This window comes from Rhizobium sp. BT03 (genome assembly GCF_030053155.1).
GTDB lineage: Bacteria > Pseudomonadota > Alphaproteobacteria > Rhizobiales > Rhizobiaceae > Rhizobium.
Genome location: NZ_CP125643.1, coordinates 373,505 through 399,200 on the forward strand (window position 1 = coordinate 373,505; position 25,696 = coordinate 399,200).

Here is a 25,696-nt window from a genome sequence, read left to right on the forward strand (position 1 = left end):
TCAAAATGACGCCGGTCTCGACATGTGTCCGCCGAAAATCGCAAAAAAGGAATTGACAGATTGTCGGACAAAAATTTTACTATATCGCCCGCGCATTGCTTGTTCGCGGGAGACGCAGCGACGGACCGGGAGTTATAAGTGCTAAACTTGGCCAAAAATGCACAAATTGTCGACCTTCTTAATCTGCCGGAAGCGGCGACCGGCGCGTGATACAAGCGTCTCTGACTCACAAGGCGTGTCATACTCCATCGACCGAGGTACTGGTTGAACGTGACAGTGACGCCAACATTTCTCCTGGGGAAAAAGTCTGTGTCTTGATAGGCGCGTCAAATCCTGTTGGTCTTTGTTTGGCGCGCTCATTTATAGAAAAAGGCTATCGGGTCGCCGTAGGCGACGCCAATCCCGCCGACTTCGCCTCCCTGGCTGAAGGCCAGGGAAACAATTTTTTACCGGTCAAAGTCAACCCGAACAGAGACGTTTACGTCAACTCAATGGCTGACCAGGTGTATTTGCGCTGGAGACGGGTCGACGTTCTGGTGAACATAGTTTTCCGCAGAAATGAAACAACCCAAACTGTAACGGGATCGCTATCCAGCGCGAATCTGGGGCTTGATGCCGTATCCAATCTAATCAGAGTTACAGGTGCCTTTAGCTCTCGACTTCAGGGCGCGGAGCTTGCCGTAGTGGACGTCGCATGGTTCGAAGAGACGACCTCGCTGGAAGCAGAAGCCGTCCTTCAAGCGGCGTTGCGCACTACTACCTCCGCAATTGCTAGGCAATATTTCGGTTCCGGGCTGAGGATAAATGCTGTACACGCCAGCGATGTGAACTCTACGTCTTCAAGCGAAAATGACGTGCTTCGAACAGTGATCCACGCCGTGCAATTCCTGGCGAATTCGGAACTGTCCGGAAAGCTGACAGGGAACGTGCTGGAGATCGATCCTCGGTGCAGATAGATCCACTCCCACGTTCTGATCCGGCAAATCTGCAGGTATTAACCTTCCGTTAAGTTTCTCGAAAGACGCAATGGGTAAGAGGTCAAATCCTAACAACACGTAAAAAAGTTTCGATTGTTTTAGTGAAACTCTTATCCATGTTCGTTCAGGCTCAAACATTACTATTCCAAAAGCGAGGCCCCAGCACCGTTTGAGCCCTTTGGAGGTAAGTATGTTCGTCGATCGCCTGTTATCCACCTTTACCATAAGAGCAAAGGTGTTATTGGTACTTGTACCCTTGATCCTGATATTGGCGGCAGTTGGTGGGGTCGGCTTAAAAGCAACTGGCTTGCTTCAGTCTCGTCTTCGGCTTTCAAATGAGGTTCTTCAGACCTTGAGCGGGTTTCGAAGTGTCGCGGAAAGCATGAACCGCTTTTTGGCGCAAAGCTCAACGGAGTACCGAGATGAGGCGCTGACAAGTTTAAACGGGCAGAGCGCAACCATGCAGTCGCTCCAGGAAGCGGCGGCAGGTAGCGGGAGCGAAACTGGTGCGCTCGAAAACAGTGTATCGGCAATGTCCGTTATCTCGGGCAGCATCGGCCGCATGTGGTCTTTGCATAATGACGAGGAATCCGTTCGCAGCGACATTGTTTCCAACTTGTCGAAGATCAAGGAGGTCGGAGGCGCCCTTAAATTGGCTGCGGTTGATGTGCGCTCACAAGTACGCAATCAGGAGAACTCCGGGAAAACCATGCTCCGGGAGGCTACCCGCTCACTCGATACGGCATCAGTTATGCAACACATGGCGGAAGACTTGGTGAGCTTGCCGGACGGAGCGAAGCAGCCTCCGACTGTCGCCCAGCAAGGGCTTGTGATCAAAAAGTCGCTAAAAACAGTTAAGCGGGTAGTCTCGACTGCTGACGAGCAGGCCGTTACTAAAATTGAGAGGACTATCGCCAAGCTAATCGCCAACCCCGAATTTGTCGACCCTTCCACACGGCTTGCCGGCTCTGACCTACAGAGCTTTGCGACGAACCTGCGAGTGGATGCGATCCAGCACATGATTGAAGGAACAAATGCGATCCGGGCGTTGGATAAAGCGTTGACGGATTCCGAAATGCTTGTTGCGACGGCGACAACGATCGGCCAGGACGCCGATTCGATCGAAATCGAAATCAATAACCTGTTCCGTACAGCCAACGCAGAGAATCAGCAGCGCCTCGTTGAGCAACTTACAAAATTGGCGCGTGACACCGTGGCAGTTGGAGGCGTTGCCAGCTCGATATCTGGCTTCGATAAAATGCAGGAAGATCTATTCGCCCAGGTGGATTCTATCCAAGAGAACACAGAGAAGCTGGTCAAGATAGCGGAAGCCCGCCAAGCGCAATATTCTGAGGCGGACAAAACCGGTCAGGAGATCTGGAAAAACCTCGTAACTTTTGCAGCAACTCAGGAAAACGATGCTCGCAATGAAAGCAATCTTGCCCGCTTGCTGTCAACTATCGCCACAGTGTCCGGCGTCTTGGTAGCCTTGGCGGCTGGCGCCGGCCTGATGGCGACACTTCGCGCCCCGATCGAACGGATCGCGAAGCGCATGCAAGAGCTGGCAAAGGGCGATCTTCGATCGCAGATTGTCGGACGTGACCGGAGAGACGAAATAGGTGAAATGGCTCGCGCACTCGAGGTTTTCCGTGAAAATGCTGTCTCGAAGATGGACATCGAGACACGAACGGAAGCCGATAGGAAAACCGTTGAACAGGAGCGGATGGATCGTGAACGCGAACGCGCTCAGATGGAGGAGGAGGTCGCAACTGCCGTCACCATTCTAGGAGAGGCGTTATCTCGATTGGCGCGTGGCGACATCTCTCAAGAAATTGACCGCCAATTCCATCCCAATCTTGAGCCGCTGAGGCGCGATTTCAATCACTCGCTTTCGATCCTGAGAGAGACAGTGTCTCATATCGACGAGAATACCAATCAAATTCAATGGGGAACCAGCGAGCTTTTCAAAGCCTCAGATGATCTGTCGCGGCGAACTGAATTGCAAGCCGCCTCACTGGAGGAGGCTGCGGCCGCCGTCGAACAGGTGACGGTCACGGTCAGAAAATCATCCGAGAATGCCTATGAAACCCAGGCTTTCGTGTCCGTTGTTAAAGAACACGCCGAGGGTGCGGCAACCATTGTGACCGATGCGATCAACGCAATGGGCAGAATAGAAGACGCGTCCCACAAGATCGGCCAAATCATTGGTTTGATCGATACGATTGCGTTCCAGACAAATCTTTTGGCACTAAATGCTGGTGTCGAGGCGGCTCGTGCTGGAGATGCCGGAAAGGGTTTTGCAGTCGTAGCCCAGGAAGTGCGCGAACTTGCCCAGAAATCATCAGCTGCAGCCCGCGAGATTCGCCACCTGATTTCGGAATCCTCTTCGGAGGTGGCGATCGGCTCAGATTACGTGGGGAAAGCAGGTGAGGCGTTACACAACATAACGGCGTCGATCTTGAAGATTTCCGATCGGATTGATCAAATCGTCAATTCGAGCCGCGAGCAAGCGGCGTCCCTCGCCGAGATCAACAATAACGTCAATGTACTTGACCAGGGAACACAACAAAACGCTGCCATGGCCGAGCAGACAAATGCCGCGGCAAAGACTCTCTCGGATCAGACTAACGAACTCAGCGAGCGGCTCGCTTCATTCAAATTGACCGAAGATAAGTCGACGCGTCGGGTTAGGTTAGTGGCGTAAGCTACGCATCGAACGGGACTGCCACGCGTCGGATGGCCACTGTGATAGCGGCGTTCTACTGAAGGGAAATCCGCTTACGGAAGCGAAATCCGGCCATAGGCTCTTGGTCTCCCTTTCGCCGCCCGTCTGACTGTAAAAAACCCACCTAGAGCCGATCAACCTTCAAGAGATCAACTGCTTTGCAATGCTCAGAGACACGAGAGGTATCAAATCCGTGCGCATACGTGAAATTACAAGAGCCATTATTCTAATCACCGGCTTGGTGATCCCTTCTGTAGCGGCCGCCGGTGGCCTTACGGAATTGCCGCGGGAGGAACGAAAAACCTACGAGTTGCTCGATCCAAAGTTGCCTACAGGTGAATCTGTCTTCCGCACGTTTAAGGCACAGCGAGCACCGCCGTGGAAAATTGGGTACGCATCGACATATGCTGACAATTCTTGGCGTGCGAGTATTCTTGATGAGTTCACAAACAAGATTGTTCCAGCTTTCAAGAAAGCGGGGCTGGTCTCCGAGTTCATCGTCACCCAGTCAAATCTTGAAGACGCTGTCCAGATCAGGCAGATGCGGCAGATGGTAGACGACGGCGTTGATGCAATTATTATCTGCTGTTCGAACCTCACGGCGCTTAATCCTACGATAGAGTATGCGTATTCAAAAGGAGTGCCTGTGTTCTCGTACTCTGGTTACGTAACATCGCCGTTCGCCGTCAACGCAACTGAGAACAACATGCAAGGCGGGTTTGAGGCGGCGAAGTGGCTCGCTGAAGAAATCGAAGGAAGTGGCAATGTGCTTCTCGTTTCGGGGATCTCCGGCTTTGCCTCCTCGGACAGCTTTGACGTCGGCGCAAAGAAGGCTCTGGAGTATTATCCCGAGATAAAGATCGTAGGTCATGTCGACGGGAAGTGGACAGACAAGGTCGCGCAGGCCGAGGTGCAAAAATTCCTTGCAGCGAATCCCGGTCGAATTGATGGTATTATCGTTCAGTCGGGAGCTGAGAATGGTGTTATCAACGCGGTGCGCCAGTCCGGGCGCGACATGATCCCAATCGTTCTAGGGGGCGAAGCTTCGGCAGCCTGTTACTGGCGACGGAACCCCGACTTCGTAAGCAAGAGTTTTCATTTCTGGCCGCCGCGCTCTGAGGCGGGTTTCGTATGGGACGTAATGATGCGAACTCTTGAGGGACAGGGCCCCAAAATTCAGACAATCCTGCGGCCAGCAATTCCCAGTACCATAGAGGATGTAATGGCGGATTTGCCAGCTGATTGCGATCCTAACTCTGAGGATTGGATCGAGCCGAAGAATACAGCTTGGTGGTCTGCCAGCGCTGCTGCTAAATATTTCGATAACCCAGCGGATCCGCTCTCCTGGAAGCCGGCCGATTGAAGATCGCATGCGGGGTCTGTGTGGAATGCGGTGCCTTCATGATCGGCTCTCGTGCAAGGTAGGCTGCGCTAAGGAATGACAGTTCAAATTGGGAAATGCCCGGGTCGCCTCAGGAGACATGAGACAAGCGATCCGGTTCCAACGAACATATTTGCTCCGCGGTAGCATTCTTACTCCGGCCCTCCTCTCGCCAAACGGGACAACATACTCATTGCGCCTTTCAATCTACGTGCTGCCGCGAAGGTTGTTGCTTCGAATGTGAAAGCAAAGTTCATTTCCGACCGCACTATCCGGCTCAGGCCGACGCGCGGTTCGACGCCTTACTGACATATCTGCATCAATTTGTTGCTCGAATGATTTGGGTGGCGTTCCCGGAATTCCTGATCGGATGGATGATGCATCTGTCTTGGCCCTCGGTAAGGAGCTTCACGATGAATTCGACTTTACAACCGCTTTGGCAACGCTCCTTTTTTCAGAAAAGGCGCAATCGCCGGAGAGACGAAGCGCTGCATCATGATACCTCAGCCGACCGAGGAGCGCTGCTTGAAGCATTGATCGGCGTGTTGCCCCTCCCAATTTTCTTCAAAGATCTGCACGGTCGCTATGTCGGTTGCAACAAGGTTTTCGAAGATCTCCTCGGTCGCTCGCGCGACGAGATCATCGGGAATACAGATTTTGATCTCAGTTCAACGCAACTGGCGGAAATTTATTCTATTGAAGAGAAAGGCCTTCTTGAAAGGGGTGGAGCCCAAGTCTCCGAGCGTAAGATCGCTCTCGCAAACGGCGCCATCCTGGATGTTGTCTGCAACAAGGCAGTTTTCAGAGGTCACGACGACGAGCCCGCGGGTCTGATTGGCGTTATCATCGACATAACCGAACACAAGTTGGCGGAGCAGGAACTCAAAAACGCTCTCGAACTAGCCCAAGGGATCGTCACCGCTATTCCAGACGTTCTGTTTGAGGTCGACGAGGATGGGCGATATCTTCAGGTCTGGACCAGAAATCCCGAACTACTAGCCCAGCAGCGGGAAATGCTACTGGGTAGGACGGTCGACCAAGTTCTTGCGCCTGATCAAGCGGCTATTGCAATGGAGGCGCTTCGAACTGCAAGCAGTGAAGGAGTTGCCTACGGTCGATGCATTAGCGTATCCTTGCCAAACGGCGAGACCCGATGGTTCGAGTTGTCGGTGGCTAGACGACCAAGCGCCGATCCTGACGCCGCCACCACGCTCCTGGCATTTTCGCGTGATGTCACGGAACGAAGGCAGGCGGAAGACGCCATCAACTCCGTGCGGACGCAATTGCTAAGTGTGCTGCAAACCATTCCTGACATGGTTTGGGTAAAGAATGTCGATGGCGTACACCTGTTGTGCAATCATGCATTTGAGCGGCTGACCGGGAAATCGGAGGCGGAGGTCGTTGGAAAAACGGACCTTGAATTGTTCGGGGCTGAGAGAGCTCACATTTCCGGAAAATCTGATGAGGCCACGATCGAAGCCGGTGGCATACTTATCGACGAGAATTGGGTGGTTTCCCCGGAGAACGGTCAGTCCATTCTTCTCGAAACACGTAAACTTGCGGTCCTCGGCGCCGGGGGAGAGGTTACAGGAGTCCTCGGGGTCTCTCGCGATGTCACGGAACTGAACGCCTCGCGGGAAAAAATCAGGCAAATGGCCTTTTACGATCCGGTGACTTCTTTGCCGAACCGCTTGCTGTTTAACGAGCGATTGCAAAAGGTCGTCAGTGACGCGTCGTCTCAACGTCGGCGGACAGGGGTAATGCTGATTGACATCGACCATTTCAAAGTCGTGAACGATACGATGGGTCACCCTGTGGGTGATCAACTACTCTGCCAGGTCGCTACCCGGCTTAAGAAATCTGTCCGCGATCTCGACACGGTTGCGCGTCTCGGCGGCGACGAGTTCGCGATTCTGTTGCCGGAAATCCAGACAACCGACGATCTCGATTGGGTTGCGTGCTCGATCCTCGAGAGATTCAAGGAATCTTTCCTATTGGATGGCAAGGAAGTCTACGTGTCATGCAGTGTAGGCATCGCGATCTCGCCCGACGACAGCACAGATGTCAACGATCTGGTGAAATACGCCGACTCTGCGATGTATCTTGCCAAACGCTCGGGGAGAAACAGTTTTCGCTTTTATTCGAAGGATTTGACTGTGGGCGTGGAGGAGCGCATGCAGTTGGAATCTGAATTGCGCCGCGCTATCGAGCGCGAAGAATTGGAGCTGCACTACCAGCCCAAGGTGCTTCTGGACAGCGGCGTAATGATAGGATCGGAAGCGTTGTTGAGATGGCCTCATCCCGAGATGGGCATGATTCCGCCGGTTCGATTCATTCCGGTCGCTGAGGATACCGGGCTGATCGTTGAACTCGGGCGATGGGTGCTGCGTGAAGCGTGCAAGACGGCGAAGGAGCTGAACGCCGATTGCCACCACCTGCACAAGATTGCAGTCAACCTTTCGGGTAAGCAATTCCAATGCTCACGGTTGGTAAACGAGATCGCTGCAATCCTCGGTGAAACCGGTTGCCGCGCGGAATGGATCGAAATCGAAATCACGGAGAGTCTGCTTCTCGATCGGAAGGGCGAGACCCTGCAGACGCTTCTTAAGCTGCGTCAAATGGGATTTTCGATTGCTATCGATGATTTTGGCACCGGTTACTCGGCGCTCAACTATCTAGCCCGCTTCCCGATCGACACGCTGAAGATCGATCGGTCATTCATAAATAGCTCGGACAAAAGGAACGAAGAATTGGTCAAAGCGATTCTGTCCATTGCACAATGTCTTGGGCAGGACGTGGTGGCGGAAGGTGTTGAGACCGCCGAGCAGGCAGCATTTCTCGCAGCGAACGGATGCGGTTCGGCGCAAGGCTTCTTTTACAGCAAGGCCCTGCCGAAGATGGAATTGATCGCTCTTTGGGTGCGCGCGTCCGCCACCGGCTTCGTTTCAGATCGTTACGCCGCTTCGCGATGATGAGCGCGAATAAGGGAAAATGTCACCTGTCTGATGGACGGTGATGCGGTGCGCGCTGTGAGACAACTCAACTTGAGCCTCGTCAATCTCTGAATGTCTGCGGTTTTTCGCGGAACAGGGGGCAACGCTGGGTCAACGACCATGCGTTGTGCGGCCCCGCGAGCCGCATTCTCGAATGCTCTGCTCCTACTGCGCGGCATTCGGTAGGCCGGGGAAAACGCGGTACACCGGCTCCTAAAGCAAGGCAGTCGCTCTCGATATGGCTTTCTTCAAAAATATTTGACAGATTATCATACAATCTGCCAAAAATGTCGCCAAGCACCTGATGGGAGGAAAATCAGTGTCTCTTAGTATGCATCACCTGGCCAAGCTTCCGTATTTTTATCCGTTCGAATTTGGCGATGGAAAAATCACGGTACTGTCCGACGGGCCGTTAGAGCTAGGAGATCCTCGCCTGAACTTCTTGGGGGTAGAGCCACGCACGGTCAGCCTGATGCTAGAGGACAATTTCCTGCCAACGAACAAAGTTGTACTCGAGCAAAACGTGCCGCTTGTTGAGATAAATGGAAGAACAATTCTATTTGATACCGGGATGGGGTCTTCCAAAGCTTTCGGGCCCACCACAGGTCGACTCCTAGCCAGCCTGAGAGAGGCAGGTCGAGATCCGACGGAGATCGATGCGGTGGTTCTGTCGCACGCCCATATCGATCATATCGGCGGTCTGTGCGATGCCAATGGAAGGTTAAATTTCCCGAACGCCGACATCTTCATCAGTGAGCGAGACTTCACGGACTGGACGGACGGGTCGTCGATCGATTCTTCATTTCAATTTCAAATCGATAACGCTCGGCGAAACCTGCTTCCCCACAAGGATCGGACCTTCTTTTTCAAAGACGGCGAGGAGTTCTTGCCGGGCGTTCACGCGATTTCGGCCCCCGGCCACACGCTCGGTCATCATTGTTTTATGCTGCAGTCGGGAAACGATCGCCTCTGTTTTCTCGGCGACCTTACGCACCATCATATCCTGTTGATGGAGAGGCCGATGATGGAATTCCGATACGACACGGACCCGAAGCTGTCAGCTAGATCCCGCACGCGCGTGCTTGATATGCTGGCGACAGATCGCATTGCGGTAATGTCCTATCACTTCGCATGGCCAGGTGCCGGGCATGTGGTGCGAAACGGAGACGGATTCCGCTATATCCCCTCTCCAATGCAGTTGCTTGCACATCGATAAGGAATTTCAAAGATGCAGATGCGTTCGGTAATCCTCAGGGAGTCGGGTCTGCCGAAGCCCTATTCAAATTCGAAACCTCTTAAGATTGAGCTTGTGGAACTGACGCCGCCTGGCCCCATGGAGGTGTTGGTCAAGATCAAGGCTGCCGGTGTCTGCCACTCTGACCTGTCCGCAATCAATGGGGACAGACCGCGTCCGCTTCCAGTCGCTCTAGGCCATGAGGCATCTGGCGTCGTCGCAGCAATCGGACCGAGTGTCGAGAAGGTTGAGGTTGGTGACCATGTAGTCATGTCATTTCTGCCGGTTTGTGGCCATTGCTCATATTGCGCTGAAGGCCGCGCCAGCCTCTGCGAACCGGGCTACCAGGCCAATGCTGCAGGAACGCTTCTATCCGGCGGCAAGCACATCCGTTTGAGAGGATACGAAATTAACCACCATAGCGGCGTTTCTGCGTTTTCCGAATATGCTGTCGTGTCGGCGAGCTCGGTAGTCAAAGTGACCAAAGATATCGATTTGGCGACAGCTGCTCTCTTCGGCTGTGCCGTTATGACCGGCGTTGGAGCTGTGATGAACACGTGTGGGGTCCGCCCAGGCCGTAGTGTGGCGGTAATCGGGCTCGGCGGCGTAGGCCTTTCGGCGATACTTGGCGCTGTTGCGAGCGGTGCAAGCGATATCGTGGCGATCGACCTAATCCAAGCGAAGCTGGATCTTGCCAAGGAGCTGGGAGCGACGAAGACTTTTTTGGCCACCTCGCCGAATATTGTTGCCCAAGTAAAAGGCGCGACAAGCGGCGGGGTAGACTACGCGATAGAGATGGCTGGATCCAAAAAGGCATTCGAGCTTGCATATGAGATTACCCGGCGCGGAGGGATGACCGCTACGGCCGGACTGGCCAGCGCAAATTCCCGTTTCGAGGTTTCGCCCTTGCCGTTGGTCGGAGAGGAGAGAACGATCAAGGGCAGCTATATGGGTTCCTGCGTGCCATCGCGCGACATACCCCGCTATATCGACCTTTACCTCAAAGGTAAGCTGCCAGTGGACAAATTGCTGTCGAGCACTGGCCCCCTTGATGAGATCAATGAGGTTTTCGACCGTCTTGACAGGGCCGAGATCAATCGACACCTAGTCTTGATGGACTGATGGCGGGGAGAATTCTCTTGAACGAGTGGACAGTGCTCGCCATCCATTACGGCACCGCGCAAAGACCAGTAAGTGACCTGATACTAGAGACGAATGACATTCATGATCGTCCATCACAAATCGACTACTTCGTGTGGCTGATCCGTCTCGAGGACCGATTAATTCTTGTTGACACTGGTTTCGAAGCCGGAGAGGGCGCGGCCAGAGGGCGGACCCTCTTGATCCATCCGGTGGCAGCACTGAGCAGCCTTGGCATCAAATCCAGCGAAATTACTGATGTCGTTGTGACACACCTGCACTACGATCACGCCGGAAACCTCCCGGCCTTTCCTAACGCCACTTTTCACATTCAGGATCGGGAGATGGCGTATGGAACGGGGCGGTGTATGTGCCATGAGCGAATGCGTCGGCCTTTTGCTACAGAAGGTGTCGTCGACGCGGTCCGGCTCGTTTTTCAGTCACGGGTACGGTTCCATGATGGGGATGGGGAAATTGTTCCTGGATGCAGGGTGCATCTGGTTGGCGGTCACTCGAAAGGTTTGCAAGTTGTTACGGTGGCAACAGGCGGCGCTTTGCTGGTTATCGCTTCCGACGCGCTTCATTTCCAGCACTATCTTGAAAATGACGGCGCGTTTCCCCTGTTTGCAGATTACCTAGAGGTCATCGAGGGTTACAACAAGCTCCGCGTCCTTGCCGGAGCAAACGGACTCATCATTCCGGGTCATGACCCTGAGGTGCTACAGAAATTTTCTCCCCTTGCGCCAGACCTCCAGTTCGCTAGAGTTCTCCTGTGACCCACAATAAACCGATTGAAATTTTTTGCTGTTTGCAGACAATCGGGTTGTCCTACGAAACGCTCCGGCAGTATATTGATTCTGTGCGTCACTAGAAATTTCATCGAAGGTTTGTTGTGAATGGGAACGATCGACCTCCAGATTAGACGTCAAAACGCCTCTCTTCGAATCCTTGTTGAGGATAAGCTCCGGCAGGCTATTTCAAGTGGCCGTTTCAAGCCCGGGCAGCGGCTGGTGGAGCGCGAGTTGTGCGAACTTATCGGGGTTGGCCGAACTTCAGTTCGCGAGGCGCTACGCCAGTTAGAAGCTGAAGGGCTTATTACTAGCTATCCGCATCGGGGGCCGGTTGTCAGCACTATCAGCTACGAGGAGGCTAGGCAGCTTTATAGTGTACGCGCGCTGCTTGAAAGCTTTGCCGGCCAGGAGTTCGCCGAGAACGGTTCGAATGAAGAGATCGTTGCTCTCCTCGAGACCGTGGAAGCGTTCGAAGCCGCAGCCAAGAGCGGTTCCGGAACGCGGATCATCGAAGCCAAGACCGCTTTTTACGATTGTTTGATGACCGGCAGCAAGAACGTGTTTGTGAAGCAAATGCTCACGTCGTTGCACAACCGGGTCACATTGTTGCGGATGACATCGATGACCCAGCCAGGGCGGCTGCAGAACAGCGTTTTCGAAATAAGAGAGATTGCGGCCGCTATTGCGTTGCGTGATGGCGACAGGGCAGCCGCGCTTTGCAAGCGCCATATCGAAATCGCGGCTAAGGTGGCGTTGGACTACTTGAGCAAGAACCCCGTCGAAACCTCCGAGTAGTTCCACAAAACGAAGTTCAGGCGACGGCTAAGGTTGACAGATTGTCTGAAAATCTGCTTACCTCTCTTATGGGAGGTGAGACACAGGAAGTGCGGCTTCCCAACAACATCATTTTGTTAGGGAGGACGTATGGGCGCCCATGCCGAGCTGATTAAACGCGTAACCCTGGCGATCGAAGATCCGGAGCTACCGCGACTGACCCCAGGTCTTACAACACGGATCTCGTTGCAAGTTGGACCAGAAAAGTCATCACTTGCTGTGGGAGGCGGGATAGTCGCACTGGACGGCGCGGACGAAAATGCTGACGTCATACTGAGTGCCCCAGAAGGAGCTTGGGAAAAGGTTATGCAGGTGCCGCCGCCGGCAACCTACCATTCGTTCACCGCCTTTCAACTCGCTAACCCTGAGTTCACGTTATCTGGTTCGCCCGTAGCAATCGCTCAAGCGCGTCCCGCTCTGGAGCGACTGTTCGAAATCGTCGTAGCGTCTCCGCCCCTAGTTGCGCCGAAGGTCGATCGAAATATTGAACAGGTCACCGGACGCTATAAGCGGGTAGAGGTCGGCGGCGTAGAACACGATATCTTTTACGAGGAAGCCGGTGCAGGAACTCCTATCCTTTTCCTCCATACGGCTGGCGCAGACGGCCGTCAGTTTCTACCGCAACTCTCCGACACTGGGTTTGCGCGTACGAACCGATTGATCTCAGTTGATCTGCCGTTTCACGGACGTTCGATGCCTCCTTTAACTTGGGACGGCTCGCCCTATCAACTCACAACGGATCTCTACCTGACCTGGTGCACGGCGATACTCGACCAGCTCGTCGGAGACAGAGCTATCGTCGTTGGAGGATCTATGGGCGCGGCGATGTGCATGGTGCTGGCGGCGGAGCGACCGGAACGTCTAATGGGTGTAATTGCGGTCGAGCCGCCGTTGAAGTCAAAGGGCCGTCGCAACCCCTTTCAACACAACGTCAACGTTCATGGGTCGCTTCATAACTCAGCCTATGTCCGCGGAATCATGAGCCCGCTCAGCCCGCAAGAAGAGCGACGCCGCGCCAGTTGGATCTACTCGCAGGGTGCTCCTGGAGTTTATCCCGGCGATCTTTCGTTCTACAGCGACGAGTTCGACGGTGCCGTCGTCGGTCCGAAGATTGATGCCAAGCGAACACCGACCGTTCTTCTCTCCGGGACCTATGACTACTCTGCGACGCCTGCAGACGGAGCAGCGCTAGCGGCCCTCATTCCTGGCAGCCGTCATGTCGTTATGGAGGGGCTTGGGCACTTTCCGATGTGCGAAAATCCTGACTATTTCCGGAGCTTCTTGCAAGACGCTATTCGGTTCGTCGAAGATAACGGCTGATCACAAAGCAACCGCGTTGGCCATTTACCGATCGTGTCCCAGTACGTGGCGTAGGTGACGGTAGGGAGTAAAGCCGAGCGCCCGCGCGCTTCTCGTTGCGCTGTAGCGGGTGATCGGCTTTGCGGGCGGCCATCAGTGTTTTCCGCTAGGGTCGGGTTGTTCAAGACCAACCTGACGGAAAGATCACCGATGACCAATGACATGATGAACGTGCGCTCCCTTGTTGAGAAGAGTGCCGATGCAGATTTGTTGCGTGAGATGATTGGCTTTGCCGCCGAGCGGCTGATGGAGTTGGAGGTCGGCTCGGCTACGGGTGCTGACTTCGGTGTGAAGAACCCCATGCGGCTCACTCAACGCAATGGCTACCGTGACCGCGATTGGGAGACGCGGGCTGGCACCGTCGAGCTTCGCATTCCGAAGCTGCGCAAAGGCAGCTACTTTCCGAGCTTCCTTGAACCGCGCCGCATGGCAGAGAAAGCTCTGACGGCCGTTATCCAGGAAGCGTATATCCAGGGAATCTCGACTCGTTCTGTCGACGACCTGTGGTGGATGCGACCTATCTCAAGGTCCGGCGTGGCGGCCGCATCGTCTCAGTCGCCGTCATTATCGCGGTCGGCGTCAATAACGACGGTCGGCGCGAGGTCCTGGGTATGGAAGTTGGCACCTCGGAGGCCGAACCGATCTGGACGGAATTCCTGCGCAGGCTAACGCGCCGCGGTCTACGCGGGGTGAAGTTGGTTGTCTCTGATGCACATGAGGGCATCAAGGCTGCCGTTTCCAAGGTTCTCAATGCCACTTGGCAAAGGTGCCGGGTTCACTTCATGAGGAACGTGCTCGCGCATGCTGGAAAGAGCGGCAGGCGGGTCGTATCCGCCTTCATCGCGACGGCCTTTGCCCAGGAGACCCCGGAGGCAGCAAGCCGCACAATGGCGCAGTGTCGCCGATCAAATCAGGCCGAAAGTGCCGAAGCTTGCCACCATCATGGACGACGCTGAAGAGGACGTGCTCGCCTACATGACCTTCCCGAAAGAGCACCGGGCAAAGCTGCACTCGACGAATCCAATTGAGCGTCTCAACGGCGAAATCAAGCGACGCACCGAGGTCGTCGGCATCTTTCCGAACGACGAAGCCATCGTCCGTCTCGTCGGCGCACTGCTGCTCGAACAGAATGACGAATGGGCCGTTCAACGCGCCAAGTATATGACGCTTGAGACCATGGCCCAAATGAGATGAGCCCCAAATCAGCCTGCCCCGCTGTGGCACGCTGATATCCCCTTCCGACCCATGTCGGGAAAGCACGGCCATCAGCCGCGACCTACACCACCTCCCGGGACACGATCGTATCACCTTGTATTCCGGACTAAACTTATGCCGACAGCGTTGCGATAGAGGGCATTCGGAACCAGCATGCGGCTATTCCGGAAGGTCGGCACTCGCATGACGTCATCTGACCGACATCGTGGGGTTATTCGACAAAAATTGCGAAATGTCCTTGATCCAGTTTCCGCTGTTAGATCTAGTTGTCGCCGGCAGTCCTTCTCCTTCTCTATCATATTTGCTGGAGCGTGCCGCAAGTCCGACAAGAGCTGCGCCTAGGCCAACAGCTCTGTGCTGTCATTGACGGGTTAGGAACACGTCAATGATCAACGAGGCTGGAGCCTTATACCCGGTGTTCCTGCCTCAAATGTAAGGGCATGACGAGTGCCGCCCTTTCCTTCACTTGACCAGGTGGTTTCCGATCGAGGAGCCGCCATCGACCGTCAGAATGCTACCGGTCGCGAACCTCGAACGATCGGACGCAAGAAAAAGCATTGCTTCAGCAATCTCTTCAGCTGTCCCCATCCGATCCATGACGGCACGGGCGTTGAAATCGCTGCGAAGCTTCGCGGGGTCCTTCGCTTCGGCGAAGATTTTCGTGAAGTAAGGAGAGTCGATTGTCCCTGGAGCGACCGCGTTGACACGAATTCCCTCTTTCGCATGATCCATGGCCATCGCGCGCGTCAGCGAAGATATTGCTCCTTTCGATGCTACGTAGGCAGTCCTGTCCGCGATTGCTGAGGTTGCGGTGTAGGAAGTCGTATTGATGATCGAACCTCCGCCGTTCCGTCGCATAACAGGAATGACGTACTTTGAGCAAAGGAAGATCCCTTTGACGTTTACGGACATAATCCGGTCCCAAGTTTCTTCAGGAATGGTCACCACATTCCCCGTCGTTCCGAACCCGGCATTATTGACGAGCACGTCGACCCGGCCCCACTTTGCGGTCGTCTTCTCAACCATGCTTTCCGCGTCCTTGGCGGACGAGACGTCGACGCGAACACCGAAAGCCTTCGAGCCGATCTCGTTCGCCACACGAACCGCGGCGTCTTCATTGACATCAGCAACAACCACATAGGCGCCGTTCTTTGCGAAAAGCTCGGCTGTCGCACGACCAATGCCGCTGCCGCCCCCTGTGACGATACAAACTCTTTGATTCAAATCCATCGACCATCTCCTCATTTTTGGGTGCCTTAGAAGACATTTTAGCAGACAATCTGTCAATTGTGAAAATCCAGTTGACAGATTGTCTGCTGATCTGTTTATCTAGGCTCGATCGAATTTGGCCGTGGGAGGACAATATGGCCGATACCAGCACTGAGGCGCAGTTGGCTTTTAAGGCAGCTATGCGTCGGTTCACATCAACCATCTGCTTGATCACGACCGAACTCAACGGGGTCCGTCATGGCATGGCCGCCACCGCGGTCCAGTCGGTTACCGCGGACCCACCAACTGTTCTTGTCTGCATCAACCAATCGGCTTCGGTGAATCAGCCTTTGAAGATCTCCGGGAAGTTCGCCGTGAACATGCTGCATCTTTCACATGCCGATCTTGTGCCGCTGTTCAGTGGGCAATTGAAGGGTGAAGAGCGCTTTCATTACGGCGAGTGGCTGTCTCTCGACGGCATGCCGGTCCTGTCCGATGCGCAGGCGGCGTTTGTCTGCAAGCTAAAAGATGTCGTTCACGTTGGAACGCATGATGTTGTGCTCGGAGAAGTGCTCGAAGCACGGTTCATCGAGTCAATCGCGCCGCTTCTCTACGAAAACGGTCAACTCGTCAGGTCGTCGTCCATCAGTGGATCGGCCGCATAGTAGGTGGCTTTAACCACCAATCACATCACTCATCGAAAGCCCAAGGGCGGCAAGGAGAAAAGCGTGAGCAATATGGCACCCGCAAGAGAAATTCATGGACGTGAAGTCACAGAGCGCTTTGAGCGCGGACTAAAGACCCGGCGCGAAGTCTTGGGGGGGGGCTATGTTGATGCGTCGGTCAGCAAAGCCACCGACTTCAATTGGCCGATGCAAACCCTCGTCACAGAATACTGCTGGGACGCGATTTGGAATCGGCCGGGCCTGGAGCGCAAGCAGCGCAGCATCCTCAATCTCGGGATGATTTCGGCCCTCAATCGTCCGCATGAGCTGAAACTGCATGTTCGCGGAGCAATCAACAACGGTCTTACCAAAGAGGAAATTCGGGAGGTTTTCCTCCAGGTTTCGATTTACTGCGGTGTTCCTGCGGCCATCGACAGCTTCCGCGTGGCAGCGGAAGTTTTCGACGAGATGGGCATCTAGTTATTCAACGCATTTGAGTGGGCTGAGCATCATCCGTTGCCAGCCCGAGGAGGGACTACAGTGACCGCACAAGACGATTTCCGCGCTGCCGGAAACCCAATGTTCAATGATAACAAGCTCAAGCTCGGCGTATTTGGCACGAATTGCTCGAATGCATGCGCGATTACGCTCGCTGAGACAACGTTCGAACCTACCTTCGACCACAACGTCGAGATTGCAAAGAAGCTTGAGGCAGCCGGTTGGGAATGCATGGTGCCGATTGCACGCTGGCGTGGTTTTGGCGGTCCTTCAAACTTCAATGGCGTGAACATGGATACGTTCACCTGGGCGGCCGCTCTCGCGGCGGTCACCACGAAGCTCCAGTTCTTCTCAACGACTCACATTCCGACGCTAAACCCGATTGTTGCAACCAAGATGGCGACAACAATCGATCACATCTCGAAGGGTCGATACGGCCTCAATCTCGTTACCGGCTGGTTCACTCCCGAAATGGAAATGTTCGGAGTTCCTATGATGGAGCACGACACCCGCTATGAATACGCCACTGAATGGATGGATATCGTCGAGACGCTCTGGAAACGCAATGGCGTTACCTTCGAAGGCGAGTTCCTCAAAGTCAAAGACGCCTTCAGTGAACCCAAACCCTACAACAAGGCGGGTCGCCCGCTCCTGATCTGCGCCGGCGCCTCGGGCAAGGGACTGCATTTCACCGCCAAGTTCTGCGACTTCAACTTCGGCTTCATGCAAGACATGGAATCCGGCGCTGCCTGGGTCAAAAAGGTGAAGGACCTGGCGCGTACTGAATATAACCGTGATCTTGGCACATTCACAGCTTGCCCCGTTATCGTTCGCGAAACGGAGAAGGAAGCAAAGGAATACTACGACTACTACGTCAACCAGAAGGGTGACTGGGAGGCATGCGAGAACATCTGTGAAGTTCTGCAGGTGCAATCTCAAAACCATTCTGCCGAAATGTATCAAAAATTCAAGGAACGCTTCGTCGCTGGCTGGGGTGGATACCCGATCGTCGGCAATCCAGAACAAGTCGCCGACAAGCTCGTGGATCTCAGCAATACAGGCGTCAACGGCGCCTTGCTGACAATGGTCGATTACAACGAGGAACTTCCCTTCTTTAACGACCGTGTCATGCCGCTGCTCAAGCAAGCCGGTCTGCGCAACTGAACCAGTCCTCGGGACGGCGATTGCCGTCCCGACACGAACTCTGCCAGATTCTGGCAGGATTTTCGCGGCTGGCGGCCAAAGGGGCCGGCGGTTGAGCGGAACCACAAGGGGAGGAGGCCCTGAATGCTGAAGAAAATCGTTGCAGCGCTTTTTACGCTGTCGAGCCTTTATCACATGAACGGCGTGGCGAAGGCTGACGGCCTCGATTCGTTGCCGCCGGACCAAAAGGCGCTTTACGAGAATATCGATCCCGCCATTCCGCTCGGGGGGACGGTGTACAAAGATTTTGTTCCAAAACGTCCACCGCCGTGGAAAATTGGTTATGCATCCACATATGCCGGTAATACCTGGCGCGCGAACATCCTGGACGAATTCACCAACGTATTGCTTCCGAGATATAAGGAAGCAGGCCTAGTCTCCGATCTAATCGTCACGCAGTCTGACCTCAAAGACGCTGTCCAAATCCAGCAGATGCGGCAGATGGTTGACGACGGTGTTGATGCGATCGTCATTTGCTGCTCGAACATTACCGCACTTAACAAGACCATAGAGTATGCTCATTCGAAAGGCGTGCCAGTCTTCTCAGTCTCGGGCTATGTCACATCACCCTACGCAATCAATGCCACAGAGAATAACACCGACGGTGGCTACAAGGCTGCTGAATGGCTTGCCAAGGAAATCGGTGAAAAAGGCAACGTCCTGATGGTATCGGGCATCCCCGGTTTCGCATCATCGGACAGCTTCGACATCGGCGCGAAGAACGCGTTCGATAAATTCCCCGGTATCAAAATTGTAGGCACGATAGCTGGCAAATGGACCGACCAGGTCGCCCAGGTTGAGGTTCAGAAGTTTCTTGCCACCAATCTTGCTGAGGTTAATGGCATTCTCGTTCAGTCCGCTTCAGAAAACGGTGTCGTGAACGCAGTACAGCAATCCGGCCGCGACATGATGCCTATCGTGCTCGGGGGTGAGGCTTCGGCAGCCTGCTACTGGCGTAAGAACCCTGATTTCATAAGCAAGAGCTTCCATTTCTGGCCGCCGCGGTCTGATGCCCGCCTTGTGTGGGACGTCATGATGCGAACGCTCGAAGGCCAGGGACCAAAGATCCAGTCGATTCTTCGTCCTGCGCTTCCTTACACCATTGATGACGTGAAGGAAGTGCTGAAGGAAGATTGCGATCCCAATTCCACGGATTGGATCGAGCCGAAGAACAACGGCTGGTGGCCTGCAGACGTCGCTGCAAACTACTTCGAACGTCCTGAAGATCCGTTAGCTTGGCGGCCGAAGAAGTAATGAATGTTCTCCGGAAGGAGACCTCCCAGCCTCCCGCGTCGGTTTCTATAATCGGCGCGGGAGGTATCTGCGATTTGATTGGAAATAGTGTGCTGGACTTTCACAGAATTCAACGTTTGCCGCCTTATGTTTTCGAACAGGTCAACCGTTTGAAAGCAAGCGCGCGAGCGGGCGGCGCCGATATCATTGATCTCGGCATGGGAAACCCCGACCTTCCCACTCCTCAGTCGATCGTCGACAAGCTGTGCGAGGTCGTGCAGGATCCGCGCACCCACCGCTATTCCTCCTCCAAGGGCATTCCGGGGCTGCGCCGTGCCCAGGCCGCCTATTATGCCCGCCGTTTCGGTGTCAAGCTCAACCCGGATACCCAGGTGGTCGCCACCTTGGGCTCCAAGGAAGGCTTCGCCAACATGGCGCAGGCGATCACCGCGCCCGGCGACGTGATCCTCTGCCCGAACCCGACCTATCCGATCCACGCCTTCGGTTTCCTGATGGCGGGCGGCGTGATCCGCTCGATGTCGGTTGAGCCGGATGAGAGCTTTTTCCCGCCGCTGGAGCGGGCGGTCCGGCATTCGATCCCGAAGCCGTTGGCGCTGATCCTCAACTATCCGTCGAACCCGACGGCCCTCGTCGCGACGCTCGATTTCTATAAGGACGTCGTCGCCTTCGCCAAGAAGCATGACATCATCGTGCTTTCCGACCTTGCCTATTCCGAGATCTACTTCGACGGCGCTTCGCCGCCATCGGTTCTCGAAGTGCCGGGTGCAATGGATGTGACCGTCGAATTCACCTCGATGTCGAAGACCTTTTCCATGCCCGGCTGGCGCATGGGCTTTGCCGTCGGCAACGAGCGGCTGATCGCGGCGCTCACCCGCGTCAAGTCCTATCTCGACTACGGCGCCTTCACGCCGATCCAGGTGGCCGCGACCCATGCGCTGAACGGCGACGGTTCCGACATTGCGGAGGTTCGCAACGTCTACAAGCGTCGCCGCGACGTCATGGTCGAAAGCTTCGGGAAGGCCGGCTTCGACGTGCCGCCGCCGGCTGCCACCATGTTCGCCTGGGCAAAGATCCCGGAAAAGTTCCGTCATCTCGGTTCGCTGGAGTTTTCCAAGCTGCTGGTCGAGAAGGCCGACGTCGCCGTTGCACCGGGTATCGGCTTCGGCGAAATGGGCGACGACTACGTCCGTCTGGCGCTCGTCGAGAACGAACACCGCATCCGCCAGGCTGCGCGCAACATCAAACGCTGGCTTAGCGGCGACGAGAAATTTGAAATCAACGTAATGAATCAGTGAAAGGATACCCGATGCCAATCTTCGGATCATGCCAATGCAAAGCGGTAACGTACCAGGTTCAGGAAATTGATGGACCCATGTGGAATTGCTTCTGTCAAACATGCCGGAAGTCACACGCCGCTGATCACAATACCGCTGCGAAGGTGAAAAGCGAGCACTTCAAGATCCTTACAGGCCAAGATACGCTTCATAGCTTCGAATCGACGCCTGGAAAGCTGCGGTGGTTTTGTTCGGTATGTGGCTCGCACGTTTATGCGGAGCGGCCGGCCAGCCCGGAGCTCAAAGTCGTTAGAGCCGGCACGTTCGATACCGATCCTGGAAGTGTGCCGATGTCAAACGTATGGGTATCGCATGCGGAACCTTGGCTCGCCCATGATCCATCGAAGGCAAGCTCACCAGAGTTCCCGTAAGTGACCGGGATACTACCTGTCGTAACTGAGGTGGAGCCACGGCGACCGTATATCAAGCGGCAACGCCTCATTCCGTGTCCAGGAGGTTCTAACGCAAACGTGCTGGGTCGGTAAAAGCGGCAGGGATTGCAGACAGTAGGTGCGCTTGCACGGCGAGCCCACCCATTGAGAGAATAAAGTCGTACGAGACAGAAGACTTCTGCGAAGCAATCCAGCCTTCGAGGTTGGGAAATTACGGGTTGTGAGGGCTCAGGACACCGCAGGACTATTTTTGCCCCCACGGGTCCTCAACGACCTCCATTGCGGTGTGAGTGAAAATTGTAAGATTGTCTTATGCGAGAATGTTGGGAGTCCTGTGACATGAAAGTTGTTGTAATAACGGGGAATTTATCGCGCCCCTCGAAAACCCGGGCCGTAGCAGACTTCATGGTGGATCGGGTGCGCGCGTCCGGCAACGAAGCAAGCTGCTGGGACCTTGTCGACCTTCATCCGCACCTTGGGGCAACAGTGTTGCCCTCCAGCGCCGCTGAGATTGTTAAAGCGGCACTCAACGATATTTTGGCTAGTGACGTGCTAGTTGTTGGTAGTCCGGTCTACAAAGCATCTTACACTGGGTTGCTGAAGCATTTATTCGACCTTGTCGACATGAAAGCGCTTAAGGGCCGCTATGTGATCCCTTTTGCAACCGGTAAAGCATCGAGTCACAAGCCGCTCGTCGAAGCCTCGATGGAAGCCTTATTCGACTTTTTCGAAGCGCAAATACATAGCCGTTTCATTTTCGCTCTCGATGAAGATTTTCAGAACGATGCTCTTTCTGAGAACCTGCGCGCGCTTGTCGACAGAGAGCTCGATGCCGCGCGTCGCGCCGTCAGCCCATAATAAGGAGGAGGATTCCATGTCTTTTTCGAGCATAGATGAGGCGATCGAGGCGATCGAAGCGGGCGAGATGGTTATCGTGGTCGACGACGAAAACCGGGAGAATGAAGGCGACCTAGTCGTTGCTGCCGAAAAAATAACAGCTGAGCACATCGCTTTCATGATGAAATATGCGAGAGGCCTTATCTGCGTGCCACTTCCAGCCGAACGTCTCGACAAACTCGAGATCCCCCTGATGGTCACACGTAATTCGGACTCACTGCAGACGGCATTTACCGTTTCCGTCGATTGCAAACACGGCACAACGACAGGGATTTCAGCCGAAGATCGAGCAGCAACCGTCAAGTCGCTCATCGATCCGCAGACGCGGCCGGAAGACCTATCGCGACCGGGTCACATTTTTCCTTTGCGTGCAAATCGTCTCGGTGTCCTGGGCCGTCCTGGCCACACCGAAGCTGCCGTGGATCTTGCACGACTTGCCGGCCTGGCGCCGGCTGGCGTAATCTGCGAGATCGCCAATGACGACGGAACCATGTCTCGACTGCCAGATCTCGAGAAGTTCGCAATCGAACATGGCCTGCACATAGTAACGATCGACGCTTTGATTGAGTACTGCAGGAGTCGTGATACGAGGGTAAAGCGTTACGCGCAGTCCTTTATGCCAACGCGGTTTGGGGATTTCAAGGCAATTGCTTATCGCGATAGTTTGACGGGAACGGAACACTTAGCTTTGACACTTGGCGAGTTGTGCGAGAAGGAAGACGTTCTGGTACGGGTGCATTCTGAATGTCTGACAGGTGAGGCGTTCCGGTCCATGCGATGCGACTGCGGTCAACAGCTCGAAATGGCTCTTCGGGCGGTCCAGTTAGCGGGCGCTGGTTGCGTGATCTACATGCGTGGGCAAGAGGGGCGTGGCATTGGCTTAGGAAACAAAATTGCGGCTTACAGCCTGCAGGATCATGGTCGTGATACTCTTGAGGCAAATCGGGAACTCGGCTTCGCATCTGATTCCCGCGAATATAACGCAGCGGCGGATATCATCCGCGACCTCGGTATCGGCAGCGTTCGGCTTCTGACCAACAATCCTACAAAAATAGAGGCGCTGCGAACGTCAGGCGTCATCGTGTCGTCTCGCCAGAGTCTGATCGCCGCATCTAGCGCGTCCAACATCACTTATTTTAAGACAAAGCGCGATCGGTTTGGCCACCTGTTGGACCAGGACACGTCAGCTGAACACGTCGGCCGGAGCAACGTCTTTTCAGTGTTTGGCGCGCAGGTGTTCTCTGGACCCCTTGGATAACGGAGCCGCCCTCGCCACTTACCTGCCGGTGATTGTAGGGGGCCGCCTTTGACCGGCAGAGTCCTAGAGCTTTTGCGTGGGCCCTGCCAGCACATCATTCGTGCAGGCCTATCGGAGTGATGTGGCCCGCGATTGCATCGAAAGCAGCGTTCGACCATATCTCGTCTTGAGCACGGCTGTTCCGACGGATCGCATTTAATCGCGGTCCGTCTTGTCTTTCGAAAAGTCTCGCAAAACTAATGCTTCATGCGAAGGATCGGCTTAATGACTTTGCCGCTCTCGGAATCAGCCATCGCCTCGTTGATCTGGTCGAGGTCATAGAACTGAACCAGTTTGTCGAACGGGAAAAGTCCCTGCTGCCAATACTCGATCAACTGCGGGACGAACTCGGACGGAACGCTTTGTCCTTCGACAACGCCGATCAATGTGCGGCCGAAAAGGAAGTTCCCGATATCGATCGTGCCTTCAGTGCCGAGAGCGGACGAGCCAACGAGACCGCATGTTCCCGGCGTACCAAGGCAGTCGACTGCCTGACGGAAAACTCGCGGCGAACTCGTGCATTCCAAGCTGAAATCAACGCCTGCGGGGACGATCTTCCTGATCGCGGCAACGCTGTCCAATTTGCGGGCATTTATCGTGTGCGTCGCCCCGAGTTCGCGCGAAAGTTCCAGCCGTTCATCGTTCAAGTCGATCACGATGATGGTCGCGCATCCGGCGATTTTCGCGGCCATCGTAGCCGCCATGCCAACCGCACCAGCACCGAACACTGCTATTGACGAGCCGGGCTTCGGCTTGAGGCAATTCAGTACCGCGCCAGCACCGGTCTGAAGCCCGCACCCGAGCGGTCCGATCAACTCGAGTGGAACATCCTTTGCAACCTTCACGGCGTTTCGTTCGCTGGCGATGGCGTAGGTTGCAAATGACGACTGCTCGAAGAAGCAGCCACTAATCTGTTTCCCGTGAGAATCATGGATCGGGCAGGTGCCATCCGGACGAGTGCCGCGGAAATTGCGACCGAAGAAGTCCTCGCAGTAGAAAGGTGTACCGGAAAGGCACTTTTCGCACTTGCCGCAATAGGCGTAGCTCAAAGCAACGTGATCACCGGGCACAAGATCTTTAACTGCGCTCCCGACGGCCTCGACGACGCCAGAGCCTTCGTGTCCCAACACAACAGGTTGAGGTACGTCATATCCCTGGTCCCTGACCACCAGGTCGGTATGACATACCCCCGATGCGACGATGCGGACCAAAATCTCGTCTGCACGAGGTTCCTCAATCCCTATGCACTCCAAGATCAAGGGCTTCGCCTTTTCGCGCGAGACCGCCGCATATGCCTGCTTCATGTAACTGTTCCTCCAAGGCTCACAACGCAATTCGCGCGAACGTACTCATCGTCAGACAATCAGTCAATAATTACTCTAAAATTAGATCAGTTCAACCGGAGCAGGGCTGCATTTTTGCAAAGTCACGAGTGAACGCTGATTTGAAGTGATCAAAGGGTTCCGATGCATGTTCGAAAGGGAGCATGCGTCTTGTCCCGCTTTGGGCTGAAAGATCGGCTGACGAAAATTTAGTAGCAACGTGTGAGGCGAGCCGGATGGCGTCGCTTGCCGACGTCGAGCCGGTTCTGAAGGCTATCGACAGCTTCGAGACACCGGTATTGCCAAGTTCAACCGACTACAAACGATGCTACTGCCAGCCAGGCTTAACAGACAGTACCAACCAGGACGTTAGTCTTCTCGATGATCGAGAGGTCCGACGCAATCCGGTATACAGTTGGCGCGGCGGTCGGTGACTCAATAGCGAGCGTATCCTGGATCGTGAGGCGTTCGATGCCCTGCTTTAGTGACCTGATCGTATTCCCGTGGGCCACCACAAGAACCGATTTCCCTCTCAACAAGGGGGGGAACACTTCGCTTATCAAAAAGGGCAGAACCCTCGCGCTTATGTCCCGTATGCTTTCTCCCCCAGGTGGTGGAGTGCTGTACGAGCGGCGCCAAACCTGGACAACATCCTGGCCCCACCGCTCACGTGCCACGTTCTTGTTGATGCCGGTGAGCTGTCCGTAGTCGCGTTCGTTCAACTCGGTTCTCCTGATTGGCTCCAGCAGATCGCCGTTGGTTTCGTTCAAAATCGCTCTGCAAGTGTCGACTGTGCGCAAGAGGGCAGAGCTAAACGCAATATCGAACGAGATGCCGAGGTTCGCGAGCAGTGAGCCGGCTCGCCTGCTCTCAGACCAGCCCTCCTGTGTGAGCGGCACGTCGCTCGTACCCGTGAACTCCCCGCGCGCGTTCCCTTCGCTTTGGCCATGCCGGACAATCACCAGAGTGGACATTC

At 54.9% G+C, this 25,696-nt stretch carries 20 protein-coding genes and 1 pseudogene; 18 read left to right on the top strand and 3 right to left on the bottom strand.

The genetic code is table 11. From position 1 onward, the window contains the following. Nucleotides 1-314 precede the first annotated feature (314 nt). The 10 genes and pseudogenes from QMO80_RS29185 to QMO80_RS29230 form a co-directional block, all read left to right on the top strand. Entirely contained in the window at nucleotides 315-956 is a 642-nt protein-coding gene (locus QMO80_RS29185) for an SDR family oxidoreductase (protein ID WP_010031458.1), read from the top strand. Between the two features lie 211 nt (nucleotides 957-1,167). After that, the gene (locus QMO80_RS29190; RefSeq protein WP_008534365.1) at nucleotides 1,168-3,681 is read left to right on the top strand and encodes a methyl-accepting chemotaxis protein; all 2,514 of its coding nucleotides are present in this window, start codon (nucleotides 1,168-1,170) and stop codon (nucleotides 3,679-3,681) included. Nucleotides 3,682-3,865: 184 nt separating this feature from the next. Beyond that, nucleotides 3,866-5,065, top strand: coding sequence for an ABC transporter substrate-binding protein (locus tag QMO80_RS29195; protein WP_008534366.1), 1,200 nt, complete (start codon nucleotides 3,866-3,868; stop codon nucleotides 5,063-5,065). 431 nt (nucleotides 5,066-5,496) lie between these two features. Beyond that, nucleotides 5,497-8,055, top strand: a complete 2,559-nt coding sequence (locus QMO80_RS29200) for an EAL domain-containing protein (protein ID WP_004673285.1) — start codon at nucleotides 5,497-5,499, stop codon at nucleotides 8,053-8,055. Nucleotides 8,056-8,395: 340 nt separating this feature from the next. Further along, on the top strand, nucleotides 8,396-9,292 hold the full coding sequence (locus QMO80_RS29205) for an MBL fold metallo-hydrolase (RefSeq protein ID WP_237350508.1): 897 nt from the start codon (nucleotides 8,396-8,398) through the stop codon (nucleotides 9,290-9,292). Between the two features lie 12 nt (nucleotides 9,293-9,304). Then, a complete protein-coding gene (locus QMO80_RS29210) occupies nucleotides 9,305-10,432 on the top strand; it encodes a zinc-dependent alcohol dehydrogenase family protein (protein ID WP_004673287.1) in 1,128 nt (375 codons plus the stop codon). Next, nucleotides 10,432-11,226: an N-acyl homoserine lactonase family protein gene (locus QMO80_RS29215; protein WP_018247149.1), complete on the top strand. Its 795-nt coding sequence runs from the start codon at nucleotides 10,432-10,434 to the stop codon at nucleotides 11,224-11,226. Before QMO80_RS29210 ends, QMO80_RS29215 begins: the two co-directional genes overlap by 1 nt. 120 nt (nucleotides 11,227-11,346) lie before the next feature. Next, complete coding sequence (locus tag QMO80_RS29220; protein ID WP_004673291.1) at nucleotides 11,347-12,036, top strand: GntR family transcriptional regulator; 690 nt, start codon at nucleotides 11,347-11,349, stop codon at nucleotides 12,034-12,036. A gap of 129 nt (nucleotides 12,037-12,165) precedes the next feature. Further along, on the top strand, nucleotides 12,166-13,395 hold the full coding sequence (locus QMO80_RS29225) for an alpha/beta fold hydrolase (protein WP_008534369.1): 1,230 nt from the start codon (nucleotides 12,166-12,168) through the stop codon (nucleotides 13,393-13,395). 189 nt (nucleotides 13,396-13,584) lie between these two features. Further along, a pseudogene (locus QMO80_RS29230) lies at nucleotides 13,585-14,616 on the top strand (IS256 family transposase); the annotation flags it as partial. A 495-nt stretch (nucleotides 14,617-15,111) separates the two neighbouring features. On the opposite strand, the gene QMO80_RS29235 reads toward QMO80_RS29230, so the two are convergent. After that, nucleotides 15,112-15,879, bottom strand: coding sequence for an SDR family oxidoreductase (locus QMO80_RS29235; protein WP_004671535.1), 768 nt, complete (start codon nucleotides 15,877-15,879; stop codon nucleotides 15,112-15,114). A 134-nt stretch (nucleotides 15,880-16,013) separates the two neighbouring features. Here QMO80_RS29235 and QMO80_RS29240 point away from each other — a divergent pair, with 134 nt between their 5' ends. From QMO80_RS29240 to QMO80_RS29275, 8 genes are all read left to right on the top strand, one after another. Beyond that, on the top strand, nucleotides 16,014-16,523 hold the full coding sequence (locus tag QMO80_RS29240) for a flavin reductase family protein (RefSeq protein ID WP_008534378.1): 510 nt from the start codon (nucleotides 16,014-16,016) through the stop codon (nucleotides 16,521-16,523). 72 nt (nucleotides 16,524-16,595) lie between these two features. Then, complete coding sequence (locus QMO80_RS29245) at nucleotides 16,596-17,003, top strand: carboxymuconolactone decarboxylase family protein (protein ID WP_004671531.1); 408 nt, start codon at nucleotides 16,596-16,598, stop codon at nucleotides 17,001-17,003. A gap of 60 nt (nucleotides 17,004-17,063) precedes the next feature. Next, a complete protein-coding gene (locus tag QMO80_RS29250) occupies nucleotides 17,064-18,185 on the top strand; it encodes an LLM class flavin-dependent oxidoreductase (RefSeq protein ID WP_011053356.1) in 1,122 nt (373 codons plus the stop codon). A 123-nt stretch (nucleotides 18,186-18,308) separates the two neighbouring features. Continuing rightward, on the top strand, nucleotides 18,309-19,478 hold the full coding sequence (locus QMO80_RS29255) for an ABC transporter substrate-binding protein (RefSeq protein WP_004671529.1): 1,170 nt from the start codon (nucleotides 18,309-18,311) through the stop codon (nucleotides 19,476-19,478). Nucleotides 19,479-19,555: 77 nt separating this feature from the next. Next, nucleotides 19,556-20,773 (top strand): LL-diaminopimelate aminotransferase, encoded by a 1,218-nt coding sequence (locus QMO80_RS29260; RefSeq protein ID WP_081277766.1) that lies wholly within the window; start codon nucleotides 19,556-19,558, stop codon nucleotides 20,771-20,773. Nucleotides 20,774-20,784: 11 nt separating this feature from the next. Further along, nucleotides 20,785-21,183, top strand: a complete 399-nt coding sequence (locus QMO80_RS29265) for a GFA family protein (protein ID WP_010029274.1) — start codon at nucleotides 20,785-20,787, stop codon at nucleotides 21,181-21,183. 360 nt (nucleotides 21,184-21,543) lie between these two features. Then, nucleotides 21,544-22,062, top strand: a complete 519-nt coding sequence (locus tag QMO80_RS29270; RefSeq protein ID WP_004671524.1) for an NAD(P)H-dependent oxidoreductase — start codon at nucleotides 21,544-21,546, stop codon at nucleotides 22,060-22,062. Between the two features lie 16 nt (nucleotides 22,063-22,078). Then, nucleotides 22,079-23,359: a bifunctional 3,4-dihydroxy-2-butanone-4-phosphate synthase/GTP cyclohydrolase II gene (locus QMO80_RS29275; RefSeq protein ID WP_004671523.1), complete on the top strand. Its 1,281-nt coding sequence runs from the start codon at nucleotides 22,079-22,081 to the stop codon at nucleotides 23,357-23,359. A gap of 236 nt (nucleotides 23,360-23,595) precedes the next feature. Here the strand turns inward: QMO80_RS29275 and QMO80_RS29280 are convergent, their stop codons facing one another. Next, nucleotides 23,596-24,702, bottom strand: coding sequence for an NAD(P)-dependent alcohol dehydrogenase (locus QMO80_RS29280; protein WP_004671520.1), 1,107 nt, complete (start codon nucleotides 24,700-24,702; stop codon nucleotides 23,596-23,598). Between the two features lie 362 nt (nucleotides 24,703-25,064). Then, the gene (locus QMO80_RS29285; RefSeq protein ID WP_008534389.1) at nucleotides 25,065-25,694 is read right to left on the bottom strand and encodes a 2,3-bisphosphoglycerate-dependent phosphoglycerate mutase; all 630 of its coding nucleotides are present in this window, start codon (nucleotides 25,692-25,694) and stop codon (nucleotides 25,065-25,067) included. Between the last annotated feature and the right edge of the window lie 2 nt (nucleotides 25,695-25,696).